Source organism: Actinoallomurus spadix (genome assembly GCF_024055725.1).
Lineage (GTDB): Bacteria > Actinomycetota > Actinomycetes > Streptosporangiales > Streptosporangiaceae > Actinoallomurus > Actinoallomurus spadix.
On the sequence record NZ_JAMXMX010000035.1, the window covers coordinates 45,451 to 70,164 of the forward strand.

The window sequence follows — 24,714 nt, forward strand, 5'->3', positions numbered from 1 at the left end:
GACTAGAGCCTCCGAGGGGATGGCCTTGCCGTGATCCGGCGCGGCTCGCCCGGCTTCTTCGTCGCTGGGAGGCAGATCCGGTTGCGGCCCGACTCCTTGGCGCGGTATAGCGCCAGATCCGCGGAGGCGAGCAGCTCGATCAGGTCGTGCCCGTGAGTGCGGAACAGGGCGACGCCGATCGAGATCGTCACCGTGATCGTGGCGTCGTCGGCGGGGACGCACATCCGGCCGACCCTGCTGCGGAGCCGCTCGGCGACCCGGCAGGCCTCCAGCATGTCGGCGTTCGGCAGCAGCACCGCGAACTCCTCCCCGCCGAACCGGCCCACCACGTCGTACTCCCGCAGCTGCTGGACCAGGGTGCCGGCCACCCCGGCCAGCACCTGATCGCCGGTCAGGTGCCCGTACGCGTCGTTGACCCGCTTGAAATGGTCGATGTCGATCAGGAGCAGGGCGAGCGAGTCGTGGGTGCGGACCGCGCGGGTGATCTCGGTGTCGGCCTCCAGCTGCCAGGTCGCGGCGTTGAGCAGGCCGGTCTTGGAATCGAGCCGGGCGGCCGCCCGCAGCTGGGTGTGCATCAGGCTGCGCTGCAGCAGCATCACGGGCGGCAGCGCGATCACGAGCAGCAGCGGCGTCAGCGCGCAGGAGATGGTGATCAGGATCCCCACGCAGATCTCGACGAGGTCGAGGAGGAGGATCTCGCGGTTGCCCACCAGCTTCCGCCAGGAGCACTCGGCCTTCGCGATGCGCGCGGCCACCATGACGATCGCCGTGTTGATCATCGTGAAGAGCACGGCGCAGAGGACCACCATCGGGATCATGGCGTCGAGGTCGGAGAGCCACGCGCCGGCGTCCCGGAGCGGATGCGGGACGATCGTGTGGAACGTCACCGAGGCGGCGGCGCCGGCCAGGCCGTGCGCCGAGGTGACGAGCGCCCGCCGGTGCAGCAGCGTACGGCGCACCCGCAACTGCAGCAGGACCTGCAGCGGTATCGGCATCAGGAGCGCGTAGACCGGCGGCAGCAGCAGCGCAGCGGGCAACCACCACGCCGACAGCAGGTCACGCGCGACACCCGCCGGCATGCCGAGCCGCCGCGACGCCTCGATGCTGATCGCGCCGCAGGCCAGCAGCGCGGCGAACACGAGCATCGCCTGGGGCCGCCAGACCGTGTGCGTCACCGCCAGCCCGATCAGCACGGCGTACAGCGCGACGACCACGAGGACGTACGGGGCGAGCAGAGCCGGCTGCTGCAGCAACGGCCATCGCCGCGGGGCGGCGGCGGCGACATCACCGCGCCCGTCGCCGGAGGTGTGCAGTGCCGTCATTCATCCTCCTACGGGTCAGACCGTGACCGCCCGTCCGGGCGGTCGCCGCGACGCAGGACGGCGGCTCATGCTCGCTCTTGATCGAATCACGTTCAGTAATAGGATAGTTGCAATGGGTGCGGAGCGGGCAAGAAATTCGGTACCTTTCTCGGGCGGCCCGGTGGTCGGCCGCGGTCGCCCGGGGCGATGGGCGCCGCCCCGCATCACCTGACGCGCTCGCGAGTGCCGGCTCCCCACGCCGGCGGACGCGCCATCCCGGAAAGAAGGCATGATGCGCGGCATCTCCTGGATCTGAGCGATCCATCACCCCTACCCCCACCCACGCGGCCCCGCCACGAGGGCGTGTCCGCTTGCGGCCACCTCGTCATCGACCGGCGAGAGCGTCCGGCCGGCCGAAGCCGGAGCTGCGCAGGCGGCCGAAGTCAGGGGCAACGCAGGGCGAAATCAGCAGCATCACAGGCCAAGGTCAGGAGCCGCGCAGGCAAGGCCCGCACAAGCCGATGTCAGGAGCGGCACAGTCGGAGCGGCGCAGGCCGAAGGCAGGGCCCGCACAAGCCGGAGGCCGAGGGCAGGGGGCAGCGCAGGCCGAAGGCCGGAGGCAGAGGCCGGAGGCGGAGCGGCGGGAGCGCCCCGCCTCCGGCGGACGTCCGGGGGCTACCGTCTCCGTGCCGGCCAGGTGCCGGCGCGCACCCAGGAGACGCCGGAGGGGCGCATCAGGCGACCGCCCGGATCCCCGCCGGCTCGGCGGTCTCCTCGGCCTCGCCGGAGCCCTCGGCGACCTGGCTCGTGAGCTCCTCGGTGCCGTCCGCGCCCGCCTCGAGCCACCGGTCGGCGAGGTCGTCGGCCTGCCGGCGGTCCTCCGACAGGTTGATCGAGGAGCGCTGAGAGCGCTGCAGACGGGCGACGCCGCGGCTGAGGTCGTGGCCGACCGTGGTCGCCTCGATCTGGGCGGAGAAGCGTGTCTGCCCGTCCTTGGCGTACTCCCGGATCCGGAGGCGGCCCGTCACGATGACCGGGTCGCCGCGTTTGAGGTCGCTCGCCTGGAGGTTGGTGGCGAGGGAGCGCCAGCAGGTCACGGTCAGGAACATCGGATCCTCGTCGCGCCACTGGCCGAGGTCGCGGTCGAAGCGGCGCGGGGTGCTGCCGATGCGGAGGGACATCAGGGACGTGCCGCTGGACAGGACCTCGAAGTGGGGCTCGGCGGCCACGAAACCGATGACGGTGATCAGCGCGTCGTTCACGAAGGCTCCTCGGGTGCGTGCGCGGCGGCCCTGCGCCGCCGCCGTCACACCCCCACCGTCGTGGATGCGGAATCCCGCCCGACACCCCCTGTGGCGAACTGTGGATAACCGCGACGCCGGTGGACTCGCCCGGGCAGGCCATCGCGCCCGGCGCCGGTACGCACCGGTGACCGCCGGAGCCGTCTTACCGCGCTTACCGCGCGACGTCGCGGATGGCGTGGCCGGCCTCGTCGCGGAACCGCGCGTAGACGGCGAGCTCCTCCTCGACGGGCGTGATGACGAGCTCCCGCGCCGCCGCCGTGACGCCCTCGCGCATCTGCTGTTCCATCCGCTCGCTGTGCTTCGCCGCCGTGAGCGCGACGAGGTTGCGGGCGACCAGCGCGGTGAGGAGGCCGAGTCCGAGGACGCAGACCAGCACCAGCGCGACGTACGGCGCGAGCCCCGCCTCGCCGAGGAGCCGGGTCGGCGCGTGGGCGACCTTGAGCCCGGCGAAGGCGGCGATGCCGACGAGCCAGACGACGCTGACGGCGGCGACGACCAGCAGGAGGTACTGCCAGATCCGCACCGCCCACCACCAGCCCGGCACCTGGTTGAAGGATGGTACGACCGCGCGCAGCGAGGCGCCGAGGGTCTCCGGGAGGGCCTCGGCATTGGACCGGCCTGCCTCCCGGACCGAGCGCCGCCAGGACGGCGGCAGGTCGCGGACGACGTCCTCGGTGACGTCCTGCAGGGCGTTGTCGACGTGGGCCTGCTGGGCGTTGACGGGGGTGGTGAACGCGGCGCGCAGCTCGTCGCGCAGCTCGACGAGGCGCATGCGGCGCAGCGGGTCGCTGCGGAGCCGGGTGGCGAGACGGGTGAGCGGCCAGCCGACGTAGTCGGTCGCGCGAAGTGCGTACGCGCTCTCCATGGCCTCGGCCACGGCGGGAATCCCGGCGGCGTCCACCAGGGCCTCGACCAGCGCCGCCGCGCCTTTGCCGTCGATGGTGGCGGGCGGCTCGACCGCGCCGAAGGCGTCCTCGAACCGCTGGATGAGCCGGTCCAGGTCGGCGACGAGCCGCTGGGTGCGGGCCCGCCGGGCGGCCACGGTGTCCGCGATGACGTCGCGGAAGTCCTCGATGCCGGCCCCCGACTTGGCCGACGTGGTCAGGATGTGCGGGGTGCGCGACCCCTCGGCCTCCAGCAGCCGCCGCAGGTCCTTGACGCACTCGTCGATCTCTTCGGGCGCGAGGCGGTCGATCTGGTTGAGCACGATGAGGCTCACGCCGTCGTGGCCGGCCAGCGGCTCCAGGTAGCGCCGGTGCACGGCGAAGTCGGCGTACTTCTGCGGGTCGAGCACCCAGATGAGCAGGTCGGCGACGCCGACGTACCGGTCGACCTCCGCGACCTGCTCGGACCGGATCGAGTCGTGGTCGGGCAGGTCGAGCAGGATGAGCCCCTGCAGCGAGCCGGCCTGCTCCTCGCCGCTCGCCTGGTCGAGCGCGCTGGCCCGGGCGTACCGGTGGCGCTTGTCGACCTCCAGCCAGTCGAGCAGGGGGCCGGCGCCGTCGAGACCCCAGACGCAGGCGTGCGCGGACGAGGTCATCGGGCGGCGCAGCCCCGTCGGGGACAGCTCGAGGCCGCAGACGGCGTTGAACAGCGACGACTTACCGCTGCCGGTGCCGCCGGCGAGCGCGACGATCGTGTGGTCGCCGGACAGGCGCAGCCGGTCGCCGGCCCGGGCGAGGAGCGCGGCGGCGTCGTCCATCAGATCCTGGTCGACGCGGCCCTCGCCGAGCTCGACGAGGCGGTCCAGGGTGGCGAGGCGGTGGGTCAGCCCGGACACCTCGGACGGCGCCGCCGGGTCCCGCCTCGGTGCGGCCGTCTGCTGGGGCGAGGTCTCCTCGGACGTGCCGGAGACGCCGGGGGTGGTCGTCGTCATCGGTCGCGATCCTCCTCGGTCACCGGGCGACCTCGAGGTTGTAAGTGGCCTGGTAGAGCTGGACGGGGGTGGTCTCGTCGGCCACCCCGGCGCCGTCGAGCACCTGCCCGAACCGGATGGCCTCCTCATCGAACAGCATGCCGACGCGACCGCGAAGGTCGGCCCGCGCCTTGGCGCTCATGCTGCGCAGCGACTCGGCGCCGAACAGCGCCTTGAGCAGCCGCTGCGGCACGGCGCTGGTGCCGCCCTCGACCGCGATGTCGCTGGTGCCGAAGCCGAACAGGCCGACCATCAGCACGAGTGCCAGCGCCTCGTCATCGTAGGAGACGAACTTGGCGACCGAACGCTTCGTGACGCCCTCGGTACGGATCAGGTCGGCGATGTGGTCCTGCCACGCGCTGACGGCGCGGGTGACGCGCCGGGGCAGCTCCGCGGAGGCGCGGTCGAGCGTCTCGTCGCGCCCTTCGAGCAGCATGGCGCCGGCCGGGCGGCTCCGCCAGCGGCTCACGACCTCATCGGCGGCGCGCTCCGCGCCGGCTACGATCAGGGACTCCAGGGCACTGCGCAGGGCGGCCTTGAGGGCGCGGACCCGCGCGGGGGCGCGATTGCGGCGGCTGCCGCGGTGGCCCGTCTGGCCGCGGCCGGCGTGCAGCGCGCGCTCGAGGTCGCCGGTGCCGGCGAAGTCCTGCCAGCGGGCGAGGACCTCGCCGCGCAGCAGCGAGCCGTTGCGGGTGGCCTCGTCGAGCTCGGCGAGGCCGGTGGCGTAGGCGCCCTCGACGTCCTCGCGGAGCAGCGTGCGCAGCGCGACCTGCTCCTCGACCTTCGCGGCCAGCTCGGGGACGCGGGTGCGGAAGGTGTCGAGCACACCACCCAGAGTAGACCGGATGACCTCCGCGCGGCCGTCCTCGTCCTCACTGATGCCGCCCAGCCACATCTGCACCTCGTCGGCCGCCTCGGACGGCAGCATCCCGCCGGAGACCGTGGTCTCGGGGATGACGAACTGCGCGGCCTGCTCCAGGCCGTGGTCCTTGAGCATCTCGGTGAAGTGGCCGACGACCTCCTCGCCGCCCTCGGGCACGCGCGACAGGACGACGCCGAGGGTGGCGCCGTGGTCGCGGGCGCGGTGCAGGAGGCGCCAGACCAGGGCGTCGGCGTAGCGTGCGGCGGTGGTCACGCAGATCCAGACGTCGGCTGCGGCCAGGAACTGTGCCGCGAAATCATGGTGTTCCTCGAACACCGAGTCGACGTCCGGGCTGTCGAGCAGCGCCAGGCCCTTGGGCAGCACGTCGCTCTTCATGATCACCAGCTGGTCGCCGACCACGGCGTCCGGCGCCGGGCCCGGGACCCGCCCGAAGCCGGGCAGGACGTAGCGCTCGTCGAGCCACCAGTCGGCGTCGTCGGGATGGCAGACCAGGATCGGGCTGCTCGTCGTGGGCCGCAGGACGCCGGTCGCGCTGACCCGCTCGCCGACGAGGGTGTTGACCAGCGTGGACTTGCCCGCGCCGGTCGACCCGCTGAGCACCACCAGCAGCGGGGCGTCCTTGCGGCGCACCCGGGGCAGGAGGTAGTCGTCGAGCTGGTTCAGCAGATCCTGCTGCATGGCGCGCGCCTCGTCGACGCCCGGGGCGTCGAGCACGAACCGGAAGGAGGCGATCTGGTCCCGTAGATCGACCAGGGCCTCGTCGAGGGGAAGGGGTGTCGCCGCGCGTTTGATCGCGCTCTGGTCAGCCGGGGGTGTCACGGAGTCCGCCCCATATCCGCGTTCAGCATGTCGATCTGGTGCGCCACCTGCACGACGTCGCCCACGACGACGATCGCCGGAGGCCGCACGCCGGTGGCCGTCATCTCGTCCACAACCGTCGCGAGCGTCGCCATGAGAGCGCGCTGGTTCTGAAGCGTACCGTCCTGAACGACGGCGACGGGAGTGTCAGGCGACCGACCATAGCGCATCAGCGTGTCGGCGATGACCCTCATGCGCTCCACCGCCATCAGCAGGACGAGCGTGCCCTGGGCGCGGCCGAGCCCCTCCCAGTCGACGGTCGAGGCGGGGTGCCCCGGAGCGACGTGCGCGGACACCACGTGGAACTCCTGTGACACGCCCCGGTGGGTGACGGGCACGCCGACCGCGGCGGGCACGGCGATCGCGCTGGTGATGCCGGGGACCACGGTGACGGGGACGCCCTCCCGCACGCAGTGCAGGACCTCCTCGCCTCCCCTGCCGAAGACGAACGGGTCGCCGCCCTTCAGGCGCACCACGAAACGGCCCGCCTTCGCCTGCTCGACGAGCACCTCGTTGATGCGCTCCTGCGTGACCGAACGGCCGTACGGGATCTTGGACGCGTCGATGATCTCGACGTCGGCCGGCAGCTCGTCGAGGAGCTCGCGGGGGGCGAGCCGGTCCGTGACGACGACGTCCGCCTGCGCCAGCAGCTGCCGGCCTCGTACGGTGATGAGGCCCGGATCGCCGGGGCCGCCGCCGACGAGGGCCACGCCCACGGGCCGCCGCCGCGAGTGCCGTGCCTCGATCGTGCCGTCGCGCAGCCCCGCGACGATGACGTCGCGCAGCCCGGCCGCGTGACGCGGGTCGCCGCCGGCGAGCACGCCGACGGTGGTCTCACCGACCCTGCCGCTCGCCGGGGTCCAGGCCGGGGACAGCTCCGCGTCGTCGGCGCGCACGCACCAGGTGCCCTGGGCCTCGGCCTCCGCGGCGACGGCGGTGTTGACCTCACCGTCGTCGGTGGCGGCCTGCACCAGCCAGGCTCCGGCGCAGTCACCCGGCCGGTACGGGCGGCGCTCCCAGGTGAGCTCGCCGCGCGCGGCCAGATCGTCCAGCATCGGCGTGGCCTCGGGCGCGATCAGCAGCACGTCGGCGCCGGCGGCCAGCAGGGTGGGAACGCGGCGCTGGGCGACGCGCCCGCCGCCGATGACGACGACGCGGCGGCCGTCGAAGCGCAGACCGAGAAGGTAGGGCGGCAAGGAAGGTCTCCTGGTCGAAGCGTGGACGGTCTGGTCCGGCACCAAAGGTACCCGCGCCCGTCAGGCGCGATTCCGCGCGGCGTCGCCGCCGGACCCGTCCGCCGGGTCCGCGGCGGCGCCCCCGGCGGTTCCCTCCGCGGGAACCGTGGCGGCCCCCTCGGCCGGATCCGTGGCGGCGGCGTCCTTGTCGGCGACGCCTGCGGAGTCGAACGTGGCGACCTCGTGCAGCACCCGCACCGCGCCGGCGACGAGCGGCAGGGCGAGGAGGGCGCCGGTGCCCTCCCCCAGTCGGAGTTCCAGGTCGACGAGCGGGCGCAGCCTGAGGGACGCGAGGGCGGCGGCGTGGCCCGGTTCGGCGGACCGGTGTCCGGCCACGCAGAAGTCGCGGGCGCCGGGGGCGAGCGCGACCGCCACGAGCGCGGCGGCGCCGGCGATCACGCCGTCGAGCACGACGGGCACGCGGTGGGCGGCCGCGCCGAGGACGAAGCCGGCGATCGCCGCGTGCTCCAGCCCGCCGACCTGTGCGAGGACCGTCAGCGGGTCCGCTCGACCGGCCGCGTCGGCCTCCCCGGACGGTTCGGTACGGGCGCGGGCGAGGGCGGCCCGGACGACCTCGATCTTCCGCGCGTGGGTGGCGTCGTCGATGCCCGTGCCGTACCCGGTGACGTCCTCGGCCGCGCGGCCCGTGAAGGCGGCGATGAGGGCGGCCGAGGCGGTCGTATTGGCGATGCCCATGTCCCCGGTCAGCAGGCACCGGTGGCCCGCCGCGACGAGGTCGCGGGCGATCTCGATGCCGACCTCGACCGCCCGCCGGGCCTCCGCGGCCGTCATGGCCGGCCCCTGGGTCATGTCGGCGGTACCGTGCGCGACCTTCCTCGCGAGGAGGCCGGGTGCCTCGGGCAGTTCTCCCTTGACGCCCACGTCGACGACGGTGACCTCGGCCCCGACCTGCCGGGCGAAGGCGTTGACGACGGCGCCGCCGGCGAGGAAGTTGTGCACCATCTGGCCGGTCACCTCCTGCGGCCAGGGGGTCACCCCCTGGGCGTGCACGCCGTGGTCGGCGGCGAACACCGCCACGGCGGCCGGCGACGGCAGCGGCGGCGGGCACACGCCGGCGACGCCCGCGAGGCGGATCCCCAGCTCCTCCAGCGTGCCGAGCGAGCCGCGCGGCTTGGTCAGCCGGTCGTGCCGTTCGCGAGCCGCGCGCATGGCCGCCTCGTCCAGCGGCCGGATCGCGGCGATCGTCTCGGCGATGAGCTCCATCTGTGTCTCCCGGGAGGTCAGGTCAGCATCGTCTTGAGCGCGGCGGTGAAGGCGTCATCGGTGGACGCGTCGCGGACGGCGACGCGCAGCCAGTCGGGTCCCAGGCCGGGGAACGTGTCGCCACGCCGGACCGCGTAGCCGCGGTCGCGCAGCGCCGCGCGTACGGCCAGGCCGCCCGGCTCCGGGGGGACCCGCAGGCACAGGAAAGAGGCCCGCGCGCCGGGCACGACGTGCGGGCCGAGGGCGCGGATCGCCGCCGCCAGCCGGTCCCGCTCGACCGCCAGGTCTCGGGCCCACGCGTCGGCCTCGGCGACGGCCCGCGCGCTCGTGCAGGCCTCGGCCGCGACCAGGGCGGGGGTGGACACCGACCAGAGCGGCTGCGCCTCGGCCAGGCGCGCGATCAGCGGCGGTTCGGCGAGGACATAGCCGACGCGCAGCCCCGCCAGGCCCCAGGTCTTGGTGAGGCTGCGGATGACGACCAGGCCGGGGACGTCCGTACGGGAGGCGAGGCTCTCGGTCTCGCCGGGGACGCAGTCCATGAACGCCTCGTCGACGACGAGCGTGCGGCCGGGCCGGGCGAGCGCGGCGATCGCCGCCGCCGGGTGCAGCACGGACGTCGGATTGGTCGGATTGCCGAGCATGACCAGATCGGCGTCCTCGGGTACCGCCCCGCCCTCGGACACCACCGTACCTTCAGGCCCCACCCCGCCCGCGAGCACCGCCCCGCCTCCAGGCACCGCCGTACCCTCGGCGATCGCCCGGCCCTCGGGCGCCCTTCCGTCCTCCGGTGCCGGGGGGAGGCGGAAGTCGCCGGTCAGGAGCACCCGGTCCGGGGTGTGGCCGGCGGCCCGCAGGGCGGCCTCCGGCTCGGTGAACTGCGGGTGCACGACGACGGCCCGCCGGGGCGTGAGGACGCGGGCGAGCAGGACGAACGCCTCCGCCGCGCCCGCGGTCAGCAGCACCTCCTCCGGGGAGCGGCCGTGGCGGCGGGCCACCGCCGCGCGGGCGCGGGCGGCGTCGGGGTAGGCCGCGAGCCCGGCGACGCTGTCGCGCAGCAGCGCGGCGAGCCAGGCGGGCGGGGTCCCCGGGCGCACGTTGACGGCGAGGTCCACCAGGCCGGGCCCGACCTCCGCGTCGCCGTGGTGGCGCAGGTCGACGTCAGCGGGCACGGGCGTCGCCCGGATGGACGTGAGCGTGCCCGTGGCCGTGGCCGTGGCCGTGCGCGGGGTCGTCGGGATGGTGGTGCGGGAGCTGCGGCGCGCCGACGCGGTCCTCGAACCCCGGCATCGCGACGCGGTACACGCAGGTGTCGCAGTTCATCCGGATGTCGCCGGCCAGGGCCTCCTCGTAGCGTTCGAGGACCAGGTCGGCGAGGCCGTCGCAGTCGCCGATCACGTCGGCGCACCGGGCCTCCAGGCCCTCGTACGCGCGTGCCTGGTCCGCGACGCGGTCCGGCAGCACGCCGGGGAAGAGGAAGTACGGCAGCACGACGACGCGGCGGGCGCCGAGGCGGCGGCAGCGTTCGAGCCCTTCGGGCACGCCGGGCCGGGCCAGCGACACGAACGCGGGTTCGACCATCGCCAGGCCCCGGCCCTCCCACAGCAGCCGGGCGACCTTGTGGACCTCGGCGTTGGCGTCCGGGTCGGTCGAGCCGCGCCCGACGAGCAGTACGGCGGTTTCGGCGCGCTCGGCCGGGTCCAGGACGGCGGACAGGCGCTCGTCCAGCAGGTCCAGCAGTCTGGGGTGCGGGCCGAGGGGGCGGCCGTAGACGTACGACAGCCCGGGGCGGCGGGCGCGTTCGCGGGCCAGTGCGCCGGGAATGTCTCCCTTGCCGTGCCCGGCGGCGACCAGCACCATCGGCACGGCGGCGAGGTGCCGGTGCCCGGCGTCGTACAACTCGGCGACGGCGTCGGTCAGCGGCGGGGGCGACAGCTCGATGAACCCGCCGGACACGTCGACCGGCAGCCGGCCCCGCAACCGATCGACGAACCGGCCGAACTCCTCGGCCCCGCTCGTGTCGCGCGTTCCGTGCCCGACCAGCAGCAGCGGCGTCATTCGCTTCCTTCTTCTTCGACGGGGCCCTCGTAGTACAGGAGGGCGTTGAGGGCGGCGGCGGCCACGGCGGAGCCGCCCTTCTCGGAGACGTTGCTGACGGCGGGCAGCCCGCTCTCGCGCAGCGCCTCCTTGGACTCGGCGGCGCCGACGAACCCGACCGGCAGGCCGATCACGAGGGCCGGGTCGACGTCGCGCGCGATGATCTCCTCCAGAGCGGTCGGCGCGCAGCCGACGACCCAGATCGCGCCCCGGCCGACCTCGGCGTACGCCAGGCGGATCGCCGCGGCCGAGCGGGTGATGCCCGCGGCCCGCGCCATCCGCGCGGCGGCCGGGTCGCCGACCGAGCAGATCGTCTCCCGGCCGGTGATGCCGGCGGCGACCATGGCGACGTCGGTGACGACCGGCGCTCCCGCGCGCAGCGCCCGCAGTCCGCGCCGCAGGTGGGCCTCGTCGGTGACGAGGTCGACGGCGTACTCCAGGTCGGCGCTGGCGTGGATGACGCGCTCGGCGACCGCCCGCCACAGGGGCGGCATGGGGCTGAGGTCGACGCGCGACCGCAGGATCGCGTACGACCGTTCCTCGATGGGGTGGATGGTCCTGGTGTTCATTGGGTGCTCCCGTACCGCTGTTCGAACCGGCCCGCTCTCCAGAGGACGGCCGCGGCGAGCCAGGAGATGACGAACACGGCGACGATCCCGTAGCCGAGGTACTCGAAGTGGTCGGCGAGGGCGGCGTAGGAGTCGAGGAACGCCGCTCCGGCGTACTTGGCGAGCAGGTCGGCGAGGTAGACGCTGCCGATGAAGCCGGCGATGAGCACGGTCATCGTGGTGGTCGCCATGTTGTAGTAGAGCTTGCGCGCGGGGCTGCGGAACGCCCAGGAGTACGCGCGGGTCATCAGCAGGCTGTCGCAGGTGTCGAGCGCGCTCATCCCGGCGGCGAACAGCAGCGGCAGGGTCAGCGTCGCCAGCAGCGGCAGCGCGCCCTGGCCGGCGCTCTGCGCGGCCAGCCCGAGGAGGGTGACCTCCGAGGCGGTCTCCAGGCCCAGGCCGAACAGCAGGCCGACCGGGTACATGTGCCACGACGACTTGATCAGCGCGCGGGCCCGGCCGCCGAGCATGCGGTTCATCAGGCCGCGGTTGAGGAGCTGGAGTTCCAGTTCGCGTTCGTCGAGTTCGCCGCGGGTCATCCGCCGCCAGAGCCCGGCGACGCCGCGCAGCACCATCGCGTTCAGCGCCGCGACGAGGAGGAGGAAGGCCATCGCGACGACGACCGAGATGGCGCCGCCGACCTGCCGGAAGGAGTCGATCTGCGCGGTGGTCGCGGCGCCCGCCGCGAGCGCGATGACCGTGGACAGTACGAGCACGACCGTCGAGTGGCCCATCGCGAAGAAGAAGCCCACGCCGACGGACCGGCGGCCGCGCTGCAGCATCAGCCGTGTCGTGTCGTCGATGGCGGCGATGTGGTCGGCGTCGAACGCGTGCCGCATGCCGAGGACGTACGCGGTCACGCCGGCGGCGGTGAAGGATCCGGCGGCGGCGAGGTTGCGGGAGTAGTAGAAGTACAGCGTCCAGCCGGTGATGTGGAGAAGCGCGATGATGCCGAGGATCCCGGACAGTCGCGCGCGTTCGGCGCGCGTCCAGGTTCCTGCCGTCAGGGGTACGGGGGGTGTCGTCACGGGGCCTCCTTCGACGGCCCGCCGACTCGGCCGGGGCGCCGGGTCACGGGACCTCCTTCGTCGCCCCCATGACCAAGGTGCTGTGTCGATCGGTTTCCCTCGCTTCGCTCGGTCACGGGAGTTCCTCGATGGCGTCGACCGGGCAGACTTCGGTGCATTCGCCGCATCCGGTGCACCGGTCGGGCAGGACCCGCAGGGGGTCGCCGCCGTCGCCGGCCCACCCGGCGTGCGGGCGGATGGCGTGTTCGGGGCAGGTGAGCAGGCAGGCTCCGCAGCCCTGGCAGCGCGCGGTGACGCGCACGGTCAGGGTCGCGGCCTCCGCTCCCCGCCGTGGCTCCTTCAGGCCCATCGGTACCCGCGGGGGGTGACGAACCGGCCGGCGACGGCGCGGCTGCGGCTGGAGCCGACGAGGACCACGGTGAACATGTCGATCCGCGCCGGGTCGAGGTCGGCGAGGGTCGTCAGCGTCACCGTCTGGTCGGGGCGGGTGGCGTTGCGGACGTACCCGGCCGGTGTGTCCGGCGGGCGGTGCTCGGCGAGGATCGCCAGGGCCTTGGGCAGCTGCCAGTCACGGGCCCGGCTGCGCGGGTTGTAGAGGCAGACGGTGAAGTCGCCCTCGGCGGCGGCGGTGACGCGGCGTTCGATGACCTCCCAGGGGGTGTGCAGGTCGGACAGGGAGATGTAGGCGTGGTCGTGGCCGAGCGGCGCGCCGAGCAGGTTCGACGCGGCGACGGCGGCGGTGATGCCGGGCACTCCCTCGACGTCGATGTCCGCGCCGGCGAACTCCAGCGCCGGGCTGGCCATGGCGTACACCCCGGCGTCGCCGGAGCCGACGAGCGCGACGGCGCGGCCGGCCGACGTCTCGGCGACGGCGGTGCGGGCGCGCTCCTCCTCGTGGCCGAGGCCGGAGGCGAGGACGCGCGTGCCGGGGCGGATGAGGTCGCGGACCTGGTCGAGGTACTGGTCGAGGCCGACGACGACGGACGCCCGCTGCAGCGCGGTGACCGCGCGGGGCGTGAGCAGGTCGCGCGCGCCGGGGCCGAGCCCGATGATCGAGAGGCGGCCGCGCGGGGCGAGGCGGGCGACGGCGGCCGTGGCGTTCGCGGACTTGCGCTTCTCGGCGACGAGCTCGGCGTCCCGGCCGTGCGCCCGCGCGCCGTGCAGCGCGGCGGCCTCGGCGACGCTGGGCGTGCCGACCTCGGCGCGGACGACCTCGGAGGGGTTGGGGACGTCGACGGCGGCGAGGGTCCCGGCCGGGTAGGTGACGACCTCCCAGCCGCGCGCGGCGGCGGCCCGGAGGATGCCGTCCTCGTCGGCCTTGAGGTCGACGGTCGCCAGGCAGCGTACGGAGGCGGGGTCGAGACCGGCGGCGGCCAGGGTCTCGTCGACGAGCGCGCCGACCTCCTCCGCGGACACGCCGCGCGCCGAGCCGACCCCGACGACGAGGGACTTGGGCCGGTAGACGAGCGCGCCGCCGGACCAGCTCTCGTGGCACATGCAGTCGAGCTCGGCGTGGTCGGTGACGAGGACGCGGTGCGCGGCGTCCTCGGCGCCGGGCGTGACGTTCGGCGGCAGCGGGGGCAGCGGCCAGCCGTCGGCGCCTTCGATCCGCACCGGTTCGCCGGACAGCACGGCCGCGCCGACGTGCGCGAGCAGGTCCGGGTTGTGGACGGTGAAGCCGAGGTCGGCGCCGTAGGAGTCGAGCGGCGTGACGTTGCTCCGGTCGCTGGCGGTCGTCACCACGGGGGTGCAGCCGAGCACGCCCGTCAGCCGGTGGGCGAGGAGGTTCCCGCCGTGGTGGCCGCCGAGGACGGCGACGGCGAACGCCATCGACTCGTCGACGCAGACGACGGCCGGGTCGGTGGTCTTGTGGCCGAGCAGCGGTGCGAGCACCCGTACGGTCGCGCCGACGGCGAGGAAGCTCACGATGGCGTCGCAGGTCCGCCACGCCTCGCGGAGCGCGTCGGCGGCCTTGTCCGCCGTCAGCACGCGGACCTCGTCCGGCCAGGCGGCGCGCAGCGTCTCGGCCGCCGTCCGGCCGCTCGCGGTCGCCGCGACGACGCCGATCCGCCCCATCGTCGTCTCCGTCACCGTGACCTCCCCGTCAGCACGAACACCGGATTCTGCGCCTCCAGCCGGAACGACCCGCCGGGCAGGTCGGCGAACCGCGACGCCGCGAGTTGCACGCCCTCGACCGTGTAGCCCGCGTCGGCCAGCAGCCGCCGCGCCGCCGCGGCCCGGTCGACCGCGGCGTACGTCGCGACGACCGTCTCGGGGCGGCGCGCGAGAGCGCCGCCGAGCGCGTCGAGGCCGCCGCCGCCGACGAACACCGCGTCGGGATCGGGCAGCCCGTCGTACGCCGCGGGCGCGGCGCCCTCGACCACGCGTACGCCGGAGCCGCGGGCGTTGCGGCGGATCAGGTCGCAGGCCGCCGGGTCGCGTTCGATCGCGATGACGGCCGCGTGGTGCTCGGCGCACTCGATGCCGACCGAGCCGCTGCCCGCGCCGACGTCCCAGATCAGCCGGCCGAGCGTCGGCCGCAGGCGGGACAGCGCGACCGCCCGCACCTCCCACTTAGTGATCATTCCGGCGCGGTGGTCGTACGCGTCGTCGGCGCGCGCCCAGCCGTCCGGCGGCGCGGCGGGCTGGTCGTGGACGCGGGCTCCGCCGCCGAGGCGGTCCTCGTCGAGGGCGATGACGACGTTCGGGTCGGCCCAGTCGCGGGCGGTGGCCTCGGCCGGCGCGCAGCGGACGACCCGCTCGCCGGGCCCGCCGAGGCGCTCGGCCACCCAGAGCGCGCGGTCCCAGCCGGCGAGCCCGGTGGCGATGACGTCCGGTCCGCAGGCCGGGGCGGTGAGGACGGCGACCTTGGGCAGCGCCCGGCACGCGTTGACGGCGGTGCGCGGGTCGCGGCCGTGCGCGCTGACCACGACCGCGTCGTCCCACGGCAGGCCGATCCGCGCGAACGCCGTGGCCACCGAGGACACCGCGGGCAGGACCTCCGGGGCGTGCCCGCGCCCGCGCAGCGCCCGCAGGATGCCGAAGAACGCCGGGTCTCCGCTGGCCAGCACGACGACGTCGCCGTCCGCCGCGCCGATCTCGTCGAGCGCCGCCGCGACGTCGCCGAGGACGATCCGGCGCGCGTGCTCCGGCGGGCGTACGGCGTCCAGGTGCCGGCGGCCGCCGACGACCAGGGAGGCGGCCCGGAGCCGGTCCAGGGCCCGCGGGGACGGCGGAGAGCCGTCGCAGCCCACCACGGTGATCATCGGGCGAGCCGCCCGTACATCGCGATCATCCGCTTGCCCGTGAAGTCCACGAGGACGACCTGCGCCGCGACGCCGCCCGCGCCGGGCACCTGGGCCGCCTGGTCCTCGGCGAAGCGCTCCAGCACCCCGGCGACGCGGCGGCACAGCTCACGCCCCGCGCGGCCGAGCAGCCCGGACTCCTCCCACAGCTCGTACGCGTGGCGGGCGGTGTTCGCCGCCGCGACCCGCGCCGCCAGGTCCGCGGGCCCGCCGGCGTCGGCCGTGATCTCGCCGAGCAGCGCGGTGTCGACCCTCGATCGCGTGTAGTGCGTCATCAGGACCCCGGACGCGAGCTTGGTCAGCTTGCCGGCCATCCCGACGAACACCACCTGCCGGACGCCGTGCTCCACCGCCCGGCGCAGCGCGGCGCCGGTGAAGTCGCCGACCTCGACGAAGCACACGTCCGGCAGCTTCGGCAGCAGCGCCATCGCGCCCTGCTCGGTTCGGCCACCGGTGCACAGCACCAGCGTGTCCTGGCCCTGCGCGGCGAGCACCGAGACGGCCTGCTCGACGCTGGCCCGCCACGACGCGGTCGAGAACGGGCGCACGATCCCGGTCGTGCCCAGGATCGAGATGCCGCCCAGGATGCCGAGCCGCCGGTTCGTCGTCTTGCGCGCCATCTTCTCGCCCTCGGGCACCGAGATGACGACGCGGACGCCCCGCGCGGCCAGGTCCACCGTCTCCTCCACCGCCTGCTCGATCATCCGCCGGGGCACCGGGTTGATCGCGGGACCGCCGACCTCCAGGCCGAGGCCGGGCTTGGTGACGACGCCCACACCGACGCCGCCGTCCAGCTCGATGCCCGGCTCGTCCCGCCAGGAGACGGTGGCGGTCAGGTGGGCGCCGTCCGTGACGTCGGGGTCGTCCCCGGCGTCCTTGACGACGACGGCCTCGGCCCGACCCGTCCCGAGCACACAGGAGTCCACCGCGAACGTCACCCGGCGGCCCGACGGCAGCGCCACCTCGACGACCTCCGGCGGGGCGCCGGTGACCAGCGCCTCCGCCGCGGCCTTGGCCGCCGCCGAGGCGCAGGTGCCGGTCGTCCAGCCGGTGCGCAGCGCCTTGCCGCGGACCTTCATGGTCCGCGGCATGTCGGGCTCGTGGGGTGTGGTCATCGCCGGCTCAGCCGCCCCGCAGCGCCCTGCGCGCCGCCCGGTCCGCGCGCCGGTGCCCGTGGAAGTGGCCCGGGTGGTACAGATGCGAACGGGTGCCGCCGGCCTCCAGCGCGGCGCCGACGAGCACGAGCGTGTGCTTCCACAGCTTGTGCTCCTTGACGGTCTCCTCCAGGGCGTCGAGGCGACAGCGCACGATCAGCTCGTCCGGCCAGGTGCACTGGTAGGCGACCACGCAGGGCGTGTCCGGCGGGTACCCGCCCTCCAGGAGCTCCTCCTGCAGCTGCCTGGACCGCGCCGCCGACAGGAACAGCGCCATCGTCGTGCCGTGCCGGGCGAACTCCCGGACCTCCTCCCCCGGCGGCATCGGCGTCTTGCCGCCGCCGAGACGGGTGAGGATCACCGACTGCGCGACCTCGGGGATGGTCAGCTCCCGCTCGACGGCGGCGGCGACGGCCGAGAAGCTCGACACACCCGGCACGACCTCGGTGTCCAGACCGAGGTCGCGGCACCGGTCGAGCTGCTCCTGCAGCGCGCCCCACAGCGCCGGGTCACCGGAGTGGATCCGCGCCACGGTCAGGCCCTCGGCGACGGCACGCTCGTAGTACGGCAGCACGCCCTCCATGGGCAGCCGCGCCGAGTCGACGATCTCCGCGTCCGGGCGGGCGTGCTGGAGCACGTCCTCGTGGACGAGGCTGGCCGCCCAGATCACCACGTCGGCCTCGGCGATCGCCTTCGCGGCCCGGAACGTCAGCAGGTCCGCCGCGCCCGGCCCCGCCCCGACGAACACCACACGTCCCCGCACAGGGCCTCCTTCGCCGGCCTCATGAGCGCGGCCGCCGTGCTCGTCGATGCCCTCGCTCCGCTCGGTCATGGGGTCCCCCCGTTCAGCCTGCCGCCGGTGACGGTCCGGCGGCCGGGCACGATCAGCGTCGACAGGTACGGCACCGGCCCGTCCAGTTCCTTCGCCGCGCGTACGTCCTCGTCGGGCAGGCCGAGCCGCGCGCCGTACACCGCGTCGTCGAGCCGGCCCGCGTCGCGTACGGCCGCCAGGGTCTCCCCGGCGACCCGCCCGAACTTGTACGCGACGACCGTGTCGTGCGTCTCCAGGACCGTGCGGAGCCGTGTGGTGCCGCCGGTCAGCGGCAGCAGGCACAGCGACTCGTCACCCTCGGTCAGCACGGTCCCCGACCGCGCGGCGAGATCCTGCATGGCGGTGACGCCCGGCACGGTCTCGACCGCCGCGTCCGGCCGGCGGTCACGTACGGTCCGGGCGAGGTAGGTGAAGGTGGAGTAGACGTTCGGGTCGCCGATCGTCGCGAACGCCACCGTCCGCGCGCCGCCGTCGAACGCCTCGACGACCCGGCGGGCGGCCGCGTCCCAGGCGCTCACCCGCCGCTCGCTGCGCCCGCCCCGGTCGTTGAGGGCGAAGACGACGCGCTCGGCCCGGTCGGTGTACGCGCGCACGACGGACTCGGCGCGGCCCGGCTCGTCCAGCGCCATCACCGGGACCAGCACCACATCGGCCTCGCGCAGGATCCGGACCGCGCGGACGGTGACGAGCTCGGGGTCGCCCGGCCCGACGCCCACGCCGACCAGCCGCGGCCTGTCAGATGTCATGTCAGTTCACTCTCCAGCAGGCTGAACAGCACGGCGTCGACCCGCCCGGCCGGGATCACCATGGCCTCGCGGAGCACGCCCTCCCGGGTGAAGCCGGCCTTCGCCGCGACGCCCTGCGACGCCAGGTTGCCGACGGCGGCCAGCAGTTCGACCCGGTGCAGGCCCTTCTCGAAGGCGTACGCGGCGGCGGCGCGCGTCGCCTCGACGGCGTACCCCTTGCGCCGCGCCCACGGCGCGATCCAGTAGCCGACCTCGACCCGGCCGTCGGCCCAGTCGGTACGGCCCAGGCCGACGGTGCCGGCGAACCGGTCCCCGGCGACGACGGCGAAGTTCACGCCCAGCGTCGGATCGGCGTGCGCGTGCGTCACGCACCAGGCCAGCGCGGTCTCGGCGGTCTGCGCGGGCGCCCACGGCATCCAGCGAAGGATCTCCGGGTCGTGGCTCGCCGCCAGCACGTCCGCCGCGTCGCCCTCCTCGAACGGGCGCAACAGCAGCCGCTGGGTCTCCAGCAGCACTCCCATGTCGAAGGTCATACGCACGCTCCCACGAAACGGCTCGCCATCTCCGGACTACCAGCCCAGTGGAGATGGAGGTAGGAGGCAAGGCGGCGCGGGCCGGCGAACCCCTCCGGCCCGGACCCGGGCCACCGCCAGGCGGCCTCGGCGCCCGGGCCGCGCCGCACCACCGTGCGGTGGAACTCGTGGCCGCGGAAGCGCTCGCCGGTCCGCGCGACCGGCGAGTCGGTCACCGCGACCGCCTCCCGGTAGCCGAGGGTGAGCCGGGACGTCATGGACGCCTCGGCGTCGACGATCCCGCACATCGGCGCGCCGTCGAGCGTACGGGCGAGGTAGAGCAGGCCGGCGCACTCGGCGTAGATCGGCCCGTCGAACGCGGCGACCCGCCGGCGCAGCGGCTCGTTGGCCGCCAGCTCCGCCGCGTACATCTCGGGGAAGCCGCCGCCGATCACGACGCCGCGCGTGCCGTCCGGCAGCGCCTCGTCGCGCAGCGGGTCGAACGGCACGACGTCCGCGCCGGCCGCGGCGAGCAGCTCGTCGTTCTCGGCGTACCCGAACGTGAACGCCGGGCCGCCCGCCACCGCCACCACGGGACGCGCGCCGCCCATCCCGCCGCCGGCCGCCTCCGGCGACCGTACGGCGCCCTCTTCCGGGTCCACCGCCGCGTCCGGGTCCCAGGGGCGGGCGTCGATCGGCGGGGCCGCGTGGGCGAGGGCGAGCAGGCCCTGCAGGTCGCAGGACTCCGCGACGAGCGCGCCGAGCCGCTCGACCGTCCGTACGGCGTCGGCACGGCGTTCGGCCGCGGGGATGAGGCCGAGGTGGCGGGACGGGGTGTCGACGTCCGCGTTCCGCCGCAGTGCCCCGAGCACCGGCAGCCCGGTCTCCTCGATCGCCGCACGGCAGATCCGCTCGTGCCGGTCCGATCCGACCCGGTTGAGGATCACGCCGCCGATGCGCACGGTCGAGTCGTAGGTGACGAACCCGTGGACGAGCGCGGCGATCGAGCGCCCCGCCGACGAGGCGTCCACCACGAGCACGACGGGCGCGGCCAGGAGCCGGGCCACGTGCGCCGTGGAGGCGAACCCGCCTCCGGCGGCCTCGGCGCCGTCGAACAGCCCCATGACGCCCTCGACGACGGCGACGTCCGCGTTCCGCGCGCCGTGCAGGAACAGCGGCGCGACGAGGTCCTCCGACGTCAGCCAGGGGTCGAGGTTGCGGCCCGGCCGCCCGGCCGCGAGCGCGTGGTAGCCCGGGTCGATGTAGTCCGGTCCGACCTTGTGCGGCGAGACGTCGAGGCCGCGCGCGGTCAGCGCGGCCATCAGCCCGGTGGCCACCGTCGTCTTGCCGCTCCCGGAGGCGGGGGCGGCGACGACGATCCGCGGGATCCTCACCGGACCGCCCGCCCGGCCGGACGACGCGTCACCACTCGATGCCCTTCTGGCCCTTCTGGCCGGCGTCCATGGGGTGCTTGACCTTGCCCATCTCGGTGACGAGGTCGGCGAACTCCACCAGCCGCGGGTCGGCGTCGCGGCCGGTGATGACGACGTGCTGGTACCCCGGGCGGTCCCGCAGCGTCGCGATCACGTCCTCGACGTCCACCCAGCCCCACTTCATCGGATAGGTGAACTCGTCCAGCACGTACAGCGTGTACGTCTCGGCGGCGAGGTCGCGCTTGATCTGCTCCCAGCCCTCGCGGGCGTCCGCCGCGTGGTCCTCCTCCGTGCCGGGCCGCTGGATCCACGACCAGCCCTCGCCCATCTTGTGCCAGGTGACGGGGCCGCCCTCGCCGGACTCGCCGAGGACCCGCAGCGCCCGTTCCTCGCCGATGCGCCACTTGGCCGACTTGACGAACTGGAACACCCCGATCGGCCAGCCCTGGTTCCAGCCGCGCAGGGCCAGGCCGAAGGCCGCGGTCGACTTGCCCTTGCCCGGGCCGGTGTGGACGACCACGAGAGGGCGGTTACGGCGCTGCCGGGTGGTCAGCCCGTCATCGGGCACCTGGGACGGCTTTCCCTGCGGCATGTCGGTCCTTCCGGCGGCGGTGGCGGGGTGAGGTGTCGGGTTCGGTGGCGGGGCGGGTCACGCCGCGGCCCGGCGCTCGTGGACGACGCCGGTGAGGGCGTCGGCGGCCAGCTCCTCCAGGCGCACGACCTCGGCGCCGAGACGGGCGGCGATCCCGCCCGCGAGCCCGAGGCGCACCGGGCCGCGCTCGCAGTCGACGACGACGGAGGTGACGCCGCGCAGCAGGTCGGCGGCGCGCAGCGCGTCGGCCGGGGAGCCGTGGGTAGCCCGCCCGTCGGTCACCAGGACGAGCAGGGGACGGCGGGCGGGGTCGCGCAGGCGTTCGGCGCGCAGGACGTCGGCCGTGCGGAGCAGGCCCGCGGCGAGCGGGGTGCGGCCGCCGGTGGGCAGCGTCTCGAGGCGCCGCGCGCCCGCCTCGACCGAGGAGGTCGGCGGCAGCGCCAGCTCGGCGGACGTGCCGCGGAAGGTGATCAGGCCGACCTTGTCGCGGCGCTGGTAGGCGTCGAGGAGGAGACTGAGCACGGCGCCCTTGACGGCGCGCATCCGCTGCCGCGCGGCCATGGAGCCGCTGGCGTCGACGACGAACAGCACGAGGTTGCCCTCGCGGCCCTCCCGGACCCGCTCGCGCAGGTCGCCGGACCGGACGACGAGGCCGGTGCCGGAGCGGCCGCGGGCGCGCTGGTGCGGGGCCGCCGCGAGGAGGGTCGCGGTCAGGTGCACCGACCGGGTTCCCGGCCGCGCGCCGGTCGTCCGGCCGTACGGGGTGCGGGCCCGCGAGCGGCGGCCCGGCGCGCCCTCGCCGAGGCCGGGGACGGTGAAGACCCGCGGCCGGTAGAGCGCGTCGGCGGGCGCCGGCTCCGGGGACGTCTCCCGCTCGCGCCCGCCGCGGCCCTCGCCGGACAGGGCCTGCTCGATGTCGACGAGCGCCCCCTCCTGCGGCCCGGCCGGCTCGTCGCCGGGGCCGTCCGGCCCTCCGCCGCCGGGACCGTCGTCCGGTCCGGGGTCGTCGGGGTCACGGTCGTCGGGGTCGGGGTCCTCCGGGTCCGTTCCCCGGTCCGTGTCCGGTTCCGGTCGCGGGTCCGGGCCGGTGGGCTGCTCGGGAACGAGGTCGGTCACCGTGTCCTCGCCGAACCCGGGATCCGGCGGGGGCGGCTGTTCGTCGTAGCCGCCGGTGTCCTCCAGGACCTCCTCGAGCCGGTCCTCGTCGAGGCCCGGCGCGTCGAAGGGGTCGCGGCGGCGCCGGTGCGGGAGGGCGAGACGGGCGGCGACGCGCACGTCGGCCGCGGTGACGACCGTACGGTCGTGCCAGGCGGCGAGGGCCATCGCGGCGCGGGCCATGACGATGTCGGCCCGCAGCCCGTCCACCTCGAACGCGGCGCACACCGCCGTGATCTGCCGCAGCGCGCCGTCGGGCAGGACGACCTCGGGCAGCCGGGCACGTGCCTGCTCGATCCGCCAGGCCAGCTCGGTCTCGGCGCGCGCCCAGCCGGCCACGAACACCGCCGGGTCGGCCTCGAAGGCCAGCCGGCGGCGCACGACCTCCGCCCGCTCCTCCGGGTCGCGGGTGGCGGCGACCTCCACGGTCAGGCCGAAGCGGTCCAGGAGCTGCGGCCGCAGTTCGCCCTCTTCGGGGTTCATCGTGCCGACGAGCAGGAACCGCGAGGCGTGCCGGACGGAGACGCCTTCGCGCTCGACGTAGGAGTGCCCCATCGCGGCCGCGTCGAGGAGCAGGTCGACGAGGTGGTCGTGCAGGAGGTTGACCTCGTCGACGTACAGCACGCCGCGGTGGGCGGCGGCCAGCAGGCCGGGCTGGTACGCCTGGACGCCCTCGGTGAGGGCGCGTTCGAGGTCGAGCGAGCCGGTCAGGCGGTCCTCTGCCGCTCCGATCGGCAGCTCCACGAGCCGGGCGGGCCGCACCTGGCGGGCGTCCCCGTCGCCGTGCGGCCCGTCGGGGCAGCGCGGGTCGGGCGCCTCCGGGTCGCAGGAGAACCGGCAGTCCGCGACCACCGCGACCTCCGGCAGCAGCGCGGCGAGCGCCCGCACGATGGTGGATTTCGCGGTGCCCTTCTCCCCGCGGACCAGCACCCCGCCGACGGAGGGGGAGACCGCGTTGATCAGGAGGGCGAGCTTGAGGTCCTCCATCCCGGTGATGGCGGAGAACGGATAGGTGTTCACCCGGTGGTCGTCCTTTCCTCGGGTTAACGCGCCCGTAGGTGGCCTGGCATCGGCGGCCGGAGTCTCCTGGCTTCCGGATCGCCGCCCGCCCTCGGCCTTCCGGCTCACGCCGTGGCCACCTTCTGAGGAGGGACTTCCCGGTCACAGTTGCGCGACAGCCCCGGATTCGCACCGGGTTCCTCCGCGTACCGCCGGAGGACAGCATGACATATCCGCCCTGACGCGCGACACCGCAGGTACGGCCGCCGGCCGTGATCCGGCACGCGGGCGACGGGCCGCCCGCCGCGGGCGCGGCGGGTGCGCGCCGTCGCGGAACGGCCGGGGGCACGGCGGGAGCACGTTATCGCGGGGCGGCCGGCCGCTGCCCGGGAGGACGGGGATCTGCTTGAATAGAACCTGTTCTATTTTGGGAGGCGCGCGGATGAGGCTCGGCATCAACGTCGGCTACTGGCAGCGGGATCCGGAGGACGCGACCGAGACCGTGCTGGCCGCCGAGCGGCTCGGCTACGACCACGTCTACACCGCCGAGGCGTACGGCTCGGACGCCTTCACGACGCTCACCTGGTACGCCGCGCGGACCTCGCGCATCAAGCTGGGCACGGCGGTGGCGCAGATGTCCGCCCGCACGCCCGCCGCGACCGCCATGCACGCCCTGACCCTCGACGCGCTGTCCGGCGGCCGGGTCACCCTCGGCATCGGCGCGTCCGGTCCCCAGGTCGTGGAGGGCTGGTACGGCGTGCCGTTCGCCCGCCCCCTGGAACGCACCCGTGAGTACGTCCGGATCCTGCGGGACGTGTGGCGGCGCGCGGAGCCGGTGACCTCCGCCGGCCCGCACTACCCGCTGCCACTGCCATCCTCCGCGTACGCCCCGGGCCGCGTGACCGGCCTCGGCAAGCCGCTCAAGTCGATCGTCCACCCGGTGCGCCCGGACATTCCCGTCTACCTGGGCGCGGAGGGTCCGAAGAACATCGCCCTGGCCGCCGAGATCGCCGACGGCTGGCTGCCCCTCTTCGTCGACCCGGCGAAGATCGAGACGGTCTTCGGCGCCTCACTGGCAGGCCGCCGCGCGGGATTCGACATCGCCGCGACCGTGACGACGATCGTCACCGACGACCTGGCGGCCGCACTGGAGTTCGCCAAGCTCCCGCTGGCCTTCTACATCGGCGGCATGGGCGCCCGGGACCGCAACTTCCACCTGGACCTGATCGCGCGGCTCGGGTACGCCGAGGAGGCCGCGCGCGTGCAGGAGCTGTTCCTGGCGGGCCGGCGCGACGAGGCGATCAGGGCGGTGCCCGACGAACTGGCCGACTCGATCTCCCTGCTCGGCCCGATCGGCCGCATCAGGGAGCGGCTCCAGGTCTGGCGGGACTCCCCCGTGACCACCCTCCTCATCGCCGGGGTGAAGGACGAGCCGACCCTGAAGGCGATCCGCGACCTCGTACAGCCCTGACCGGACCCGCCGGCTCCCGGCACGAGACGGCGTCCCCGCACCCAGCGGCTCCCGGCACGAGACGG

Annotated in this window: 21 protein-coding genes and 1 riboswitch; of the genes, 1 reads left to right on the top strand and 20 read right to left on the bottom strand. The window is 74.8% G+C overall.

The window, feature by feature from the left end; genetic code table 11:
- Window positions 1-2: 2 nt before the first annotated feature.
- From NE235_RS33780 to NE235_RS33875, 20 genes are all read right to left on the bottom strand, one after another.
- Window positions 3-1,322, bottom strand: a complete 1,320-nt coding sequence (locus NE235_RS33780) for a GGDEF domain-containing protein (RefSeq protein WP_252810347.1) — start codon at window positions 1,320-1,322, stop codon at window positions 3-5.
- Window positions 1,323-2,035: 713 nt separating this feature from the next.
- The gene (locus NE235_RS33785; protein ID WP_252810349.1) at window positions 2,036-2,563 is read right to left on the bottom strand and encodes a single-stranded DNA-binding protein; all 528 of its coding nucleotides are present in this window, start codon (window positions 2,561-2,563) and stop codon (window positions 2,036-2,038) included.
- A 193-nt stretch (window positions 2,564-2,756) separates the two neighbouring features.
- Window positions 2,757-4,481, bottom strand: a complete 1,725-nt coding sequence (locus tag NE235_RS33790; RefSeq protein ID WP_252810351.1) for a P-loop NTPase family protein — start codon at window positions 4,479-4,481, stop codon at window positions 2,757-2,759.
- Window positions 4,482-4,500: 19 nt separating this feature from the next.
- Complete coding sequence (locus NE235_RS33795) at window positions 4,501-6,222, bottom strand: GTPase family protein (protein ID WP_252810353.1); 1,722 nt, start codon at window positions 6,220-6,222, stop codon at window positions 4,501-4,503.
- Window positions 6,219-7,457 (bottom strand): uroporphyrinogen-III C-methyltransferase, encoded by a 1,239-nt coding sequence (gene cobA, locus NE235_RS33800; RefSeq protein WP_252810355.1) that lies wholly within the window; start codon window positions 7,455-7,457, stop codon window positions 6,219-6,221. Before cobA ends, NE235_RS33795 begins: the two co-directional genes overlap by 4 nt.
- Window positions 7,458-7,517: 60 nt before the next feature.
- A complete protein-coding gene (gene cobT, locus NE235_RS33805) occupies window positions 7,518-8,720 on the bottom strand; it encodes a nicotinate-nucleotide--dimethylbenzimidazole phosphoribosyltransferase (RefSeq protein ID WP_252810357.1) in 1,203 nt (400 codons plus the stop codon).
- A 17-nt stretch (window positions 8,721-8,737) separates the two neighbouring features.
- Window positions 8,738-9,889 (bottom strand): aminotransferase class I/II-fold pyridoxal phosphate-dependent enzyme, encoded by a 1,152-nt coding sequence (locus NE235_RS33810; protein ID WP_252810363.1) that lies wholly within the window; start codon window positions 9,887-9,889, stop codon window positions 8,738-8,740.
- Entirely contained in the window at window positions 9,879-10,775 is an 897-nt protein-coding gene (locus NE235_RS33815) for a sirohydrochlorin chelatase (protein WP_252810365.1), read from the bottom strand. Before NE235_RS33815 ends, NE235_RS33810 begins: the two co-directional genes overlap by 11 nt.
- Entirely contained in the window at window positions 10,772-11,383 is a 612-nt protein-coding gene (locus tag NE235_RS33820) for a precorrin-8X methylmutase (RefSeq protein ID WP_252810369.1), read from the bottom strand. Before NE235_RS33820 ends, NE235_RS33815 begins: the two co-directional genes overlap by 4 nt.
- The gene (locus tag NE235_RS33825; protein ID WP_252810371.1) at window positions 11,380-12,450 is read right to left on the bottom strand and encodes a HoxN/HupN/NixA family nickel/cobalt transporter; all 1,071 of its coding nucleotides are present in this window, start codon (window positions 12,448-12,450) and stop codon (window positions 11,380-11,382) included. Before NE235_RS33825 ends, NE235_RS33820 begins: the two co-directional genes overlap by 4 nt.
- 112 nt (window positions 12,451-12,562) lie before the next feature.
- A complete protein-coding gene (locus tag NE235_RS33830; protein WP_252810372.1) occupies window positions 12,563-12,799 on the bottom strand; it encodes a 4Fe-4S binding protein in 237 nt (78 codons plus the stop codon).
- The gene (gene cobJ, locus NE235_RS33835; RefSeq protein ID WP_252810374.1) at window positions 12,790-14,541 is read right to left on the bottom strand and encodes a precorrin-3B C(17)-methyltransferase; all 1,752 of its coding nucleotides are present in this window, start codon (window positions 14,539-14,541) and stop codon (window positions 12,790-12,792) included. The genes NE235_RS33830 and cobJ overlap by 10 nt, the downstream gene beginning before the upstream one ends.
- Window positions 14,538-15,716: a precorrin-6y C5,15-methyltransferase (decarboxylating) subunit CbiE gene (gene cbiE, locus NE235_RS33840; protein WP_252810375.1), complete on the bottom strand. Its 1,179-nt coding sequence runs from the start codon at window positions 15,714-15,716 to the stop codon at window positions 14,538-14,540. The genes cobJ and cbiE overlap by 4 nt, the downstream gene beginning before the upstream one ends.
- Window positions 15,713-16,870, bottom strand: coding sequence for a cobalt-precorrin-5B (C(1))-methyltransferase (locus tag NE235_RS33845; protein WP_252810376.1), 1,158 nt, complete (start codon window positions 16,868-16,870; stop codon window positions 15,713-15,715). The genes cbiE and NE235_RS33845 overlap by 4 nt, the downstream gene beginning before the upstream one ends.
- Before the next feature lie 7 nt (window positions 16,871-16,877).
- On the bottom strand, window positions 16,878-17,672 hold the full coding sequence (gene cobM / locus NE235_RS33850) for a precorrin-4 C(11)-methyltransferase (protein WP_252810377.1): 795 nt from the start codon (window positions 17,670-17,672) through the stop codon (window positions 16,878-16,880).
- Between the two features lie 65 nt (window positions 17,673-17,737).
- Complete coding sequence (cobI, locus tag NE235_RS33855) at window positions 17,738-18,487, bottom strand: precorrin-2 C(20)-methyltransferase (RefSeq protein WP_252810378.1); 750 nt, start codon at window positions 18,485-18,487, stop codon at window positions 17,738-17,740.
- On the bottom strand, window positions 18,484-19,020 hold the full coding sequence (locus NE235_RS33860; RefSeq protein WP_252810379.1) for a GNAT family N-acetyltransferase: 537 nt from the start codon (window positions 19,018-19,020) through the stop codon (window positions 18,484-18,486). The genes cobI and NE235_RS33860 overlap by 4 nt, the downstream gene beginning before the upstream one ends.
- Window positions 19,017-20,378 carry a cobyrinate a,c-diamide synthase gene (locus tag NE235_RS33865; RefSeq protein ID WP_252810386.1) on the bottom strand — a complete coding sequence of 454 codons (1,362 nt, stop codon included), beginning with the start codon at window positions 20,376-20,378 and terminating at the stop codon, window positions 19,017-19,019. The genes NE235_RS33860 and NE235_RS33865 overlap by 4 nt, the downstream gene beginning before the upstream one ends.
- 43 nt (window positions 20,379-20,421) lie before the next feature.
- The gene (cobO, locus tag NE235_RS33870) at window positions 20,422-21,024 is read right to left on the bottom strand and encodes a cob(I)yrinic acid a,c-diamide adenosyltransferase (protein WP_252810380.1); all 603 of its coding nucleotides are present in this window, start codon (window positions 21,022-21,024) and stop codon (window positions 20,422-20,424) included.
- Between the two features lie 57 nt (window positions 21,025-21,081).
- A complete protein-coding gene (locus tag NE235_RS33875; RefSeq protein ID WP_252810388.1) occupies window positions 21,082-23,166 on the bottom strand; it encodes a magnesium chelatase subunit D family protein in 2,085 nt (694 codons plus the stop codon).
- A 92-nt stretch (window positions 23,167-23,258) separates the two neighbouring features.
- A riboswitch (cobalamin riboswitch) is annotated at window positions 23,259-23,381 on the bottom strand.
- Between the two features lie 239 nt (window positions 23,382-23,620).
- Between NE235_RS33875 and NE235_RS33880 the strand changes: the two genes are divergently transcribed.
- Complete coding sequence (locus NE235_RS33880) at window positions 23,621-24,649, top strand: LLM class F420-dependent oxidoreductase (protein ID WP_252810382.1); 1,029 nt, start codon at window positions 23,621-23,623, stop codon at window positions 24,647-24,649.
- Window positions 24,650-24,714: the final 65 nt, after the last annotated feature.

Excerpts from the sequence above, each read along its gene's own strand:
- NE235_RS33780 (WP_252810347.1), bottom strand. The coding sequence starts at position 1,322 with ATGACGGCACTGCACACCTCCGGCGACGGGCGCGGTGATGTCGCCGCC.
- NE235_RS33790 (WP_252810351.1), bottom strand. The coding sequence starts at position 4,481 with ATGACGACGACCACCCCCGGCGTCTCCGGCACGTCCGAGGAGACCTCG.
- cobT (WP_252810357.1), bottom strand. The coding sequence starts at position 8,720 with ATGGAGCTCATCGCCGAGACGATCGCCGCGATCCGGCCGCTGGACGAG.
- NE235_RS33815 (WP_252810365.1), bottom strand. The coding sequence starts at position 10,775 with ATGACGCCGCTGCTGCTGGTCGGGCACGGAACGCGCGACACGAGCGGG.
- NE235_RS33820 (WP_252810369.1), bottom strand. The coding sequence starts at position 11,383 with ATGAACACCAGGACCATCCACCCCATCGAGGAACGGTCGTACGCGATC.
- NE235_RS33830 (WP_252810372.1), bottom strand. The coding sequence starts at position 12,799 with ATGGGCCTGAAGGAGCCACGGCGGGGAGCGGAGGCCGCGACCCTGACC.
- cbiE (WP_252810375.1), bottom strand. The coding sequence starts at position 15,716 with ATGATCACCGTGGTGGGCTGCGACGGCTCTCCGCCGTCCCCGCGGGCC.
- NE235_RS33845 (WP_252810376.1), bottom strand. The coding sequence starts at position 16,870 with ATGACCACACCCCACGAGCCCGACATGCCGCGGACCATGAAGGTCCGC.
- cobI (WP_252810378.1), bottom strand. The coding sequence starts at position 18,487 with ATGACATCTGACAGGCCGCGGCTGGTCGGCGTGGGCGTCGGGCCGGGC.
- NE235_RS33860 (WP_252810379.1), bottom strand. The coding sequence starts at position 19,020 with ATGACCTTCGACATGGGAGTGCTGCTGGAGACCCAGCGGCTGCTGTTG.
- cobO (WP_252810380.1), bottom strand. The coding sequence starts at position 21,024 with ATGCCGCAGGGAAAGCCGTCCCAGGTGCCCGATGACGGGCTGACCACC.
- NE235_RS33875 (WP_252810388.1), bottom strand. The coding sequence starts at position 23,166 with ATGGAGGACCTCAAGCTCGCCCTCCTGATCAACGCGGTCTCCCCCTCC.
- NE235_RS33880 (WP_252810382.1), top strand. The coding sequence starts at position 23,621 with ATGAGGCTCGGCATCAACGTCGGCTACTGGCAGCGGGATCCGGAGGAC.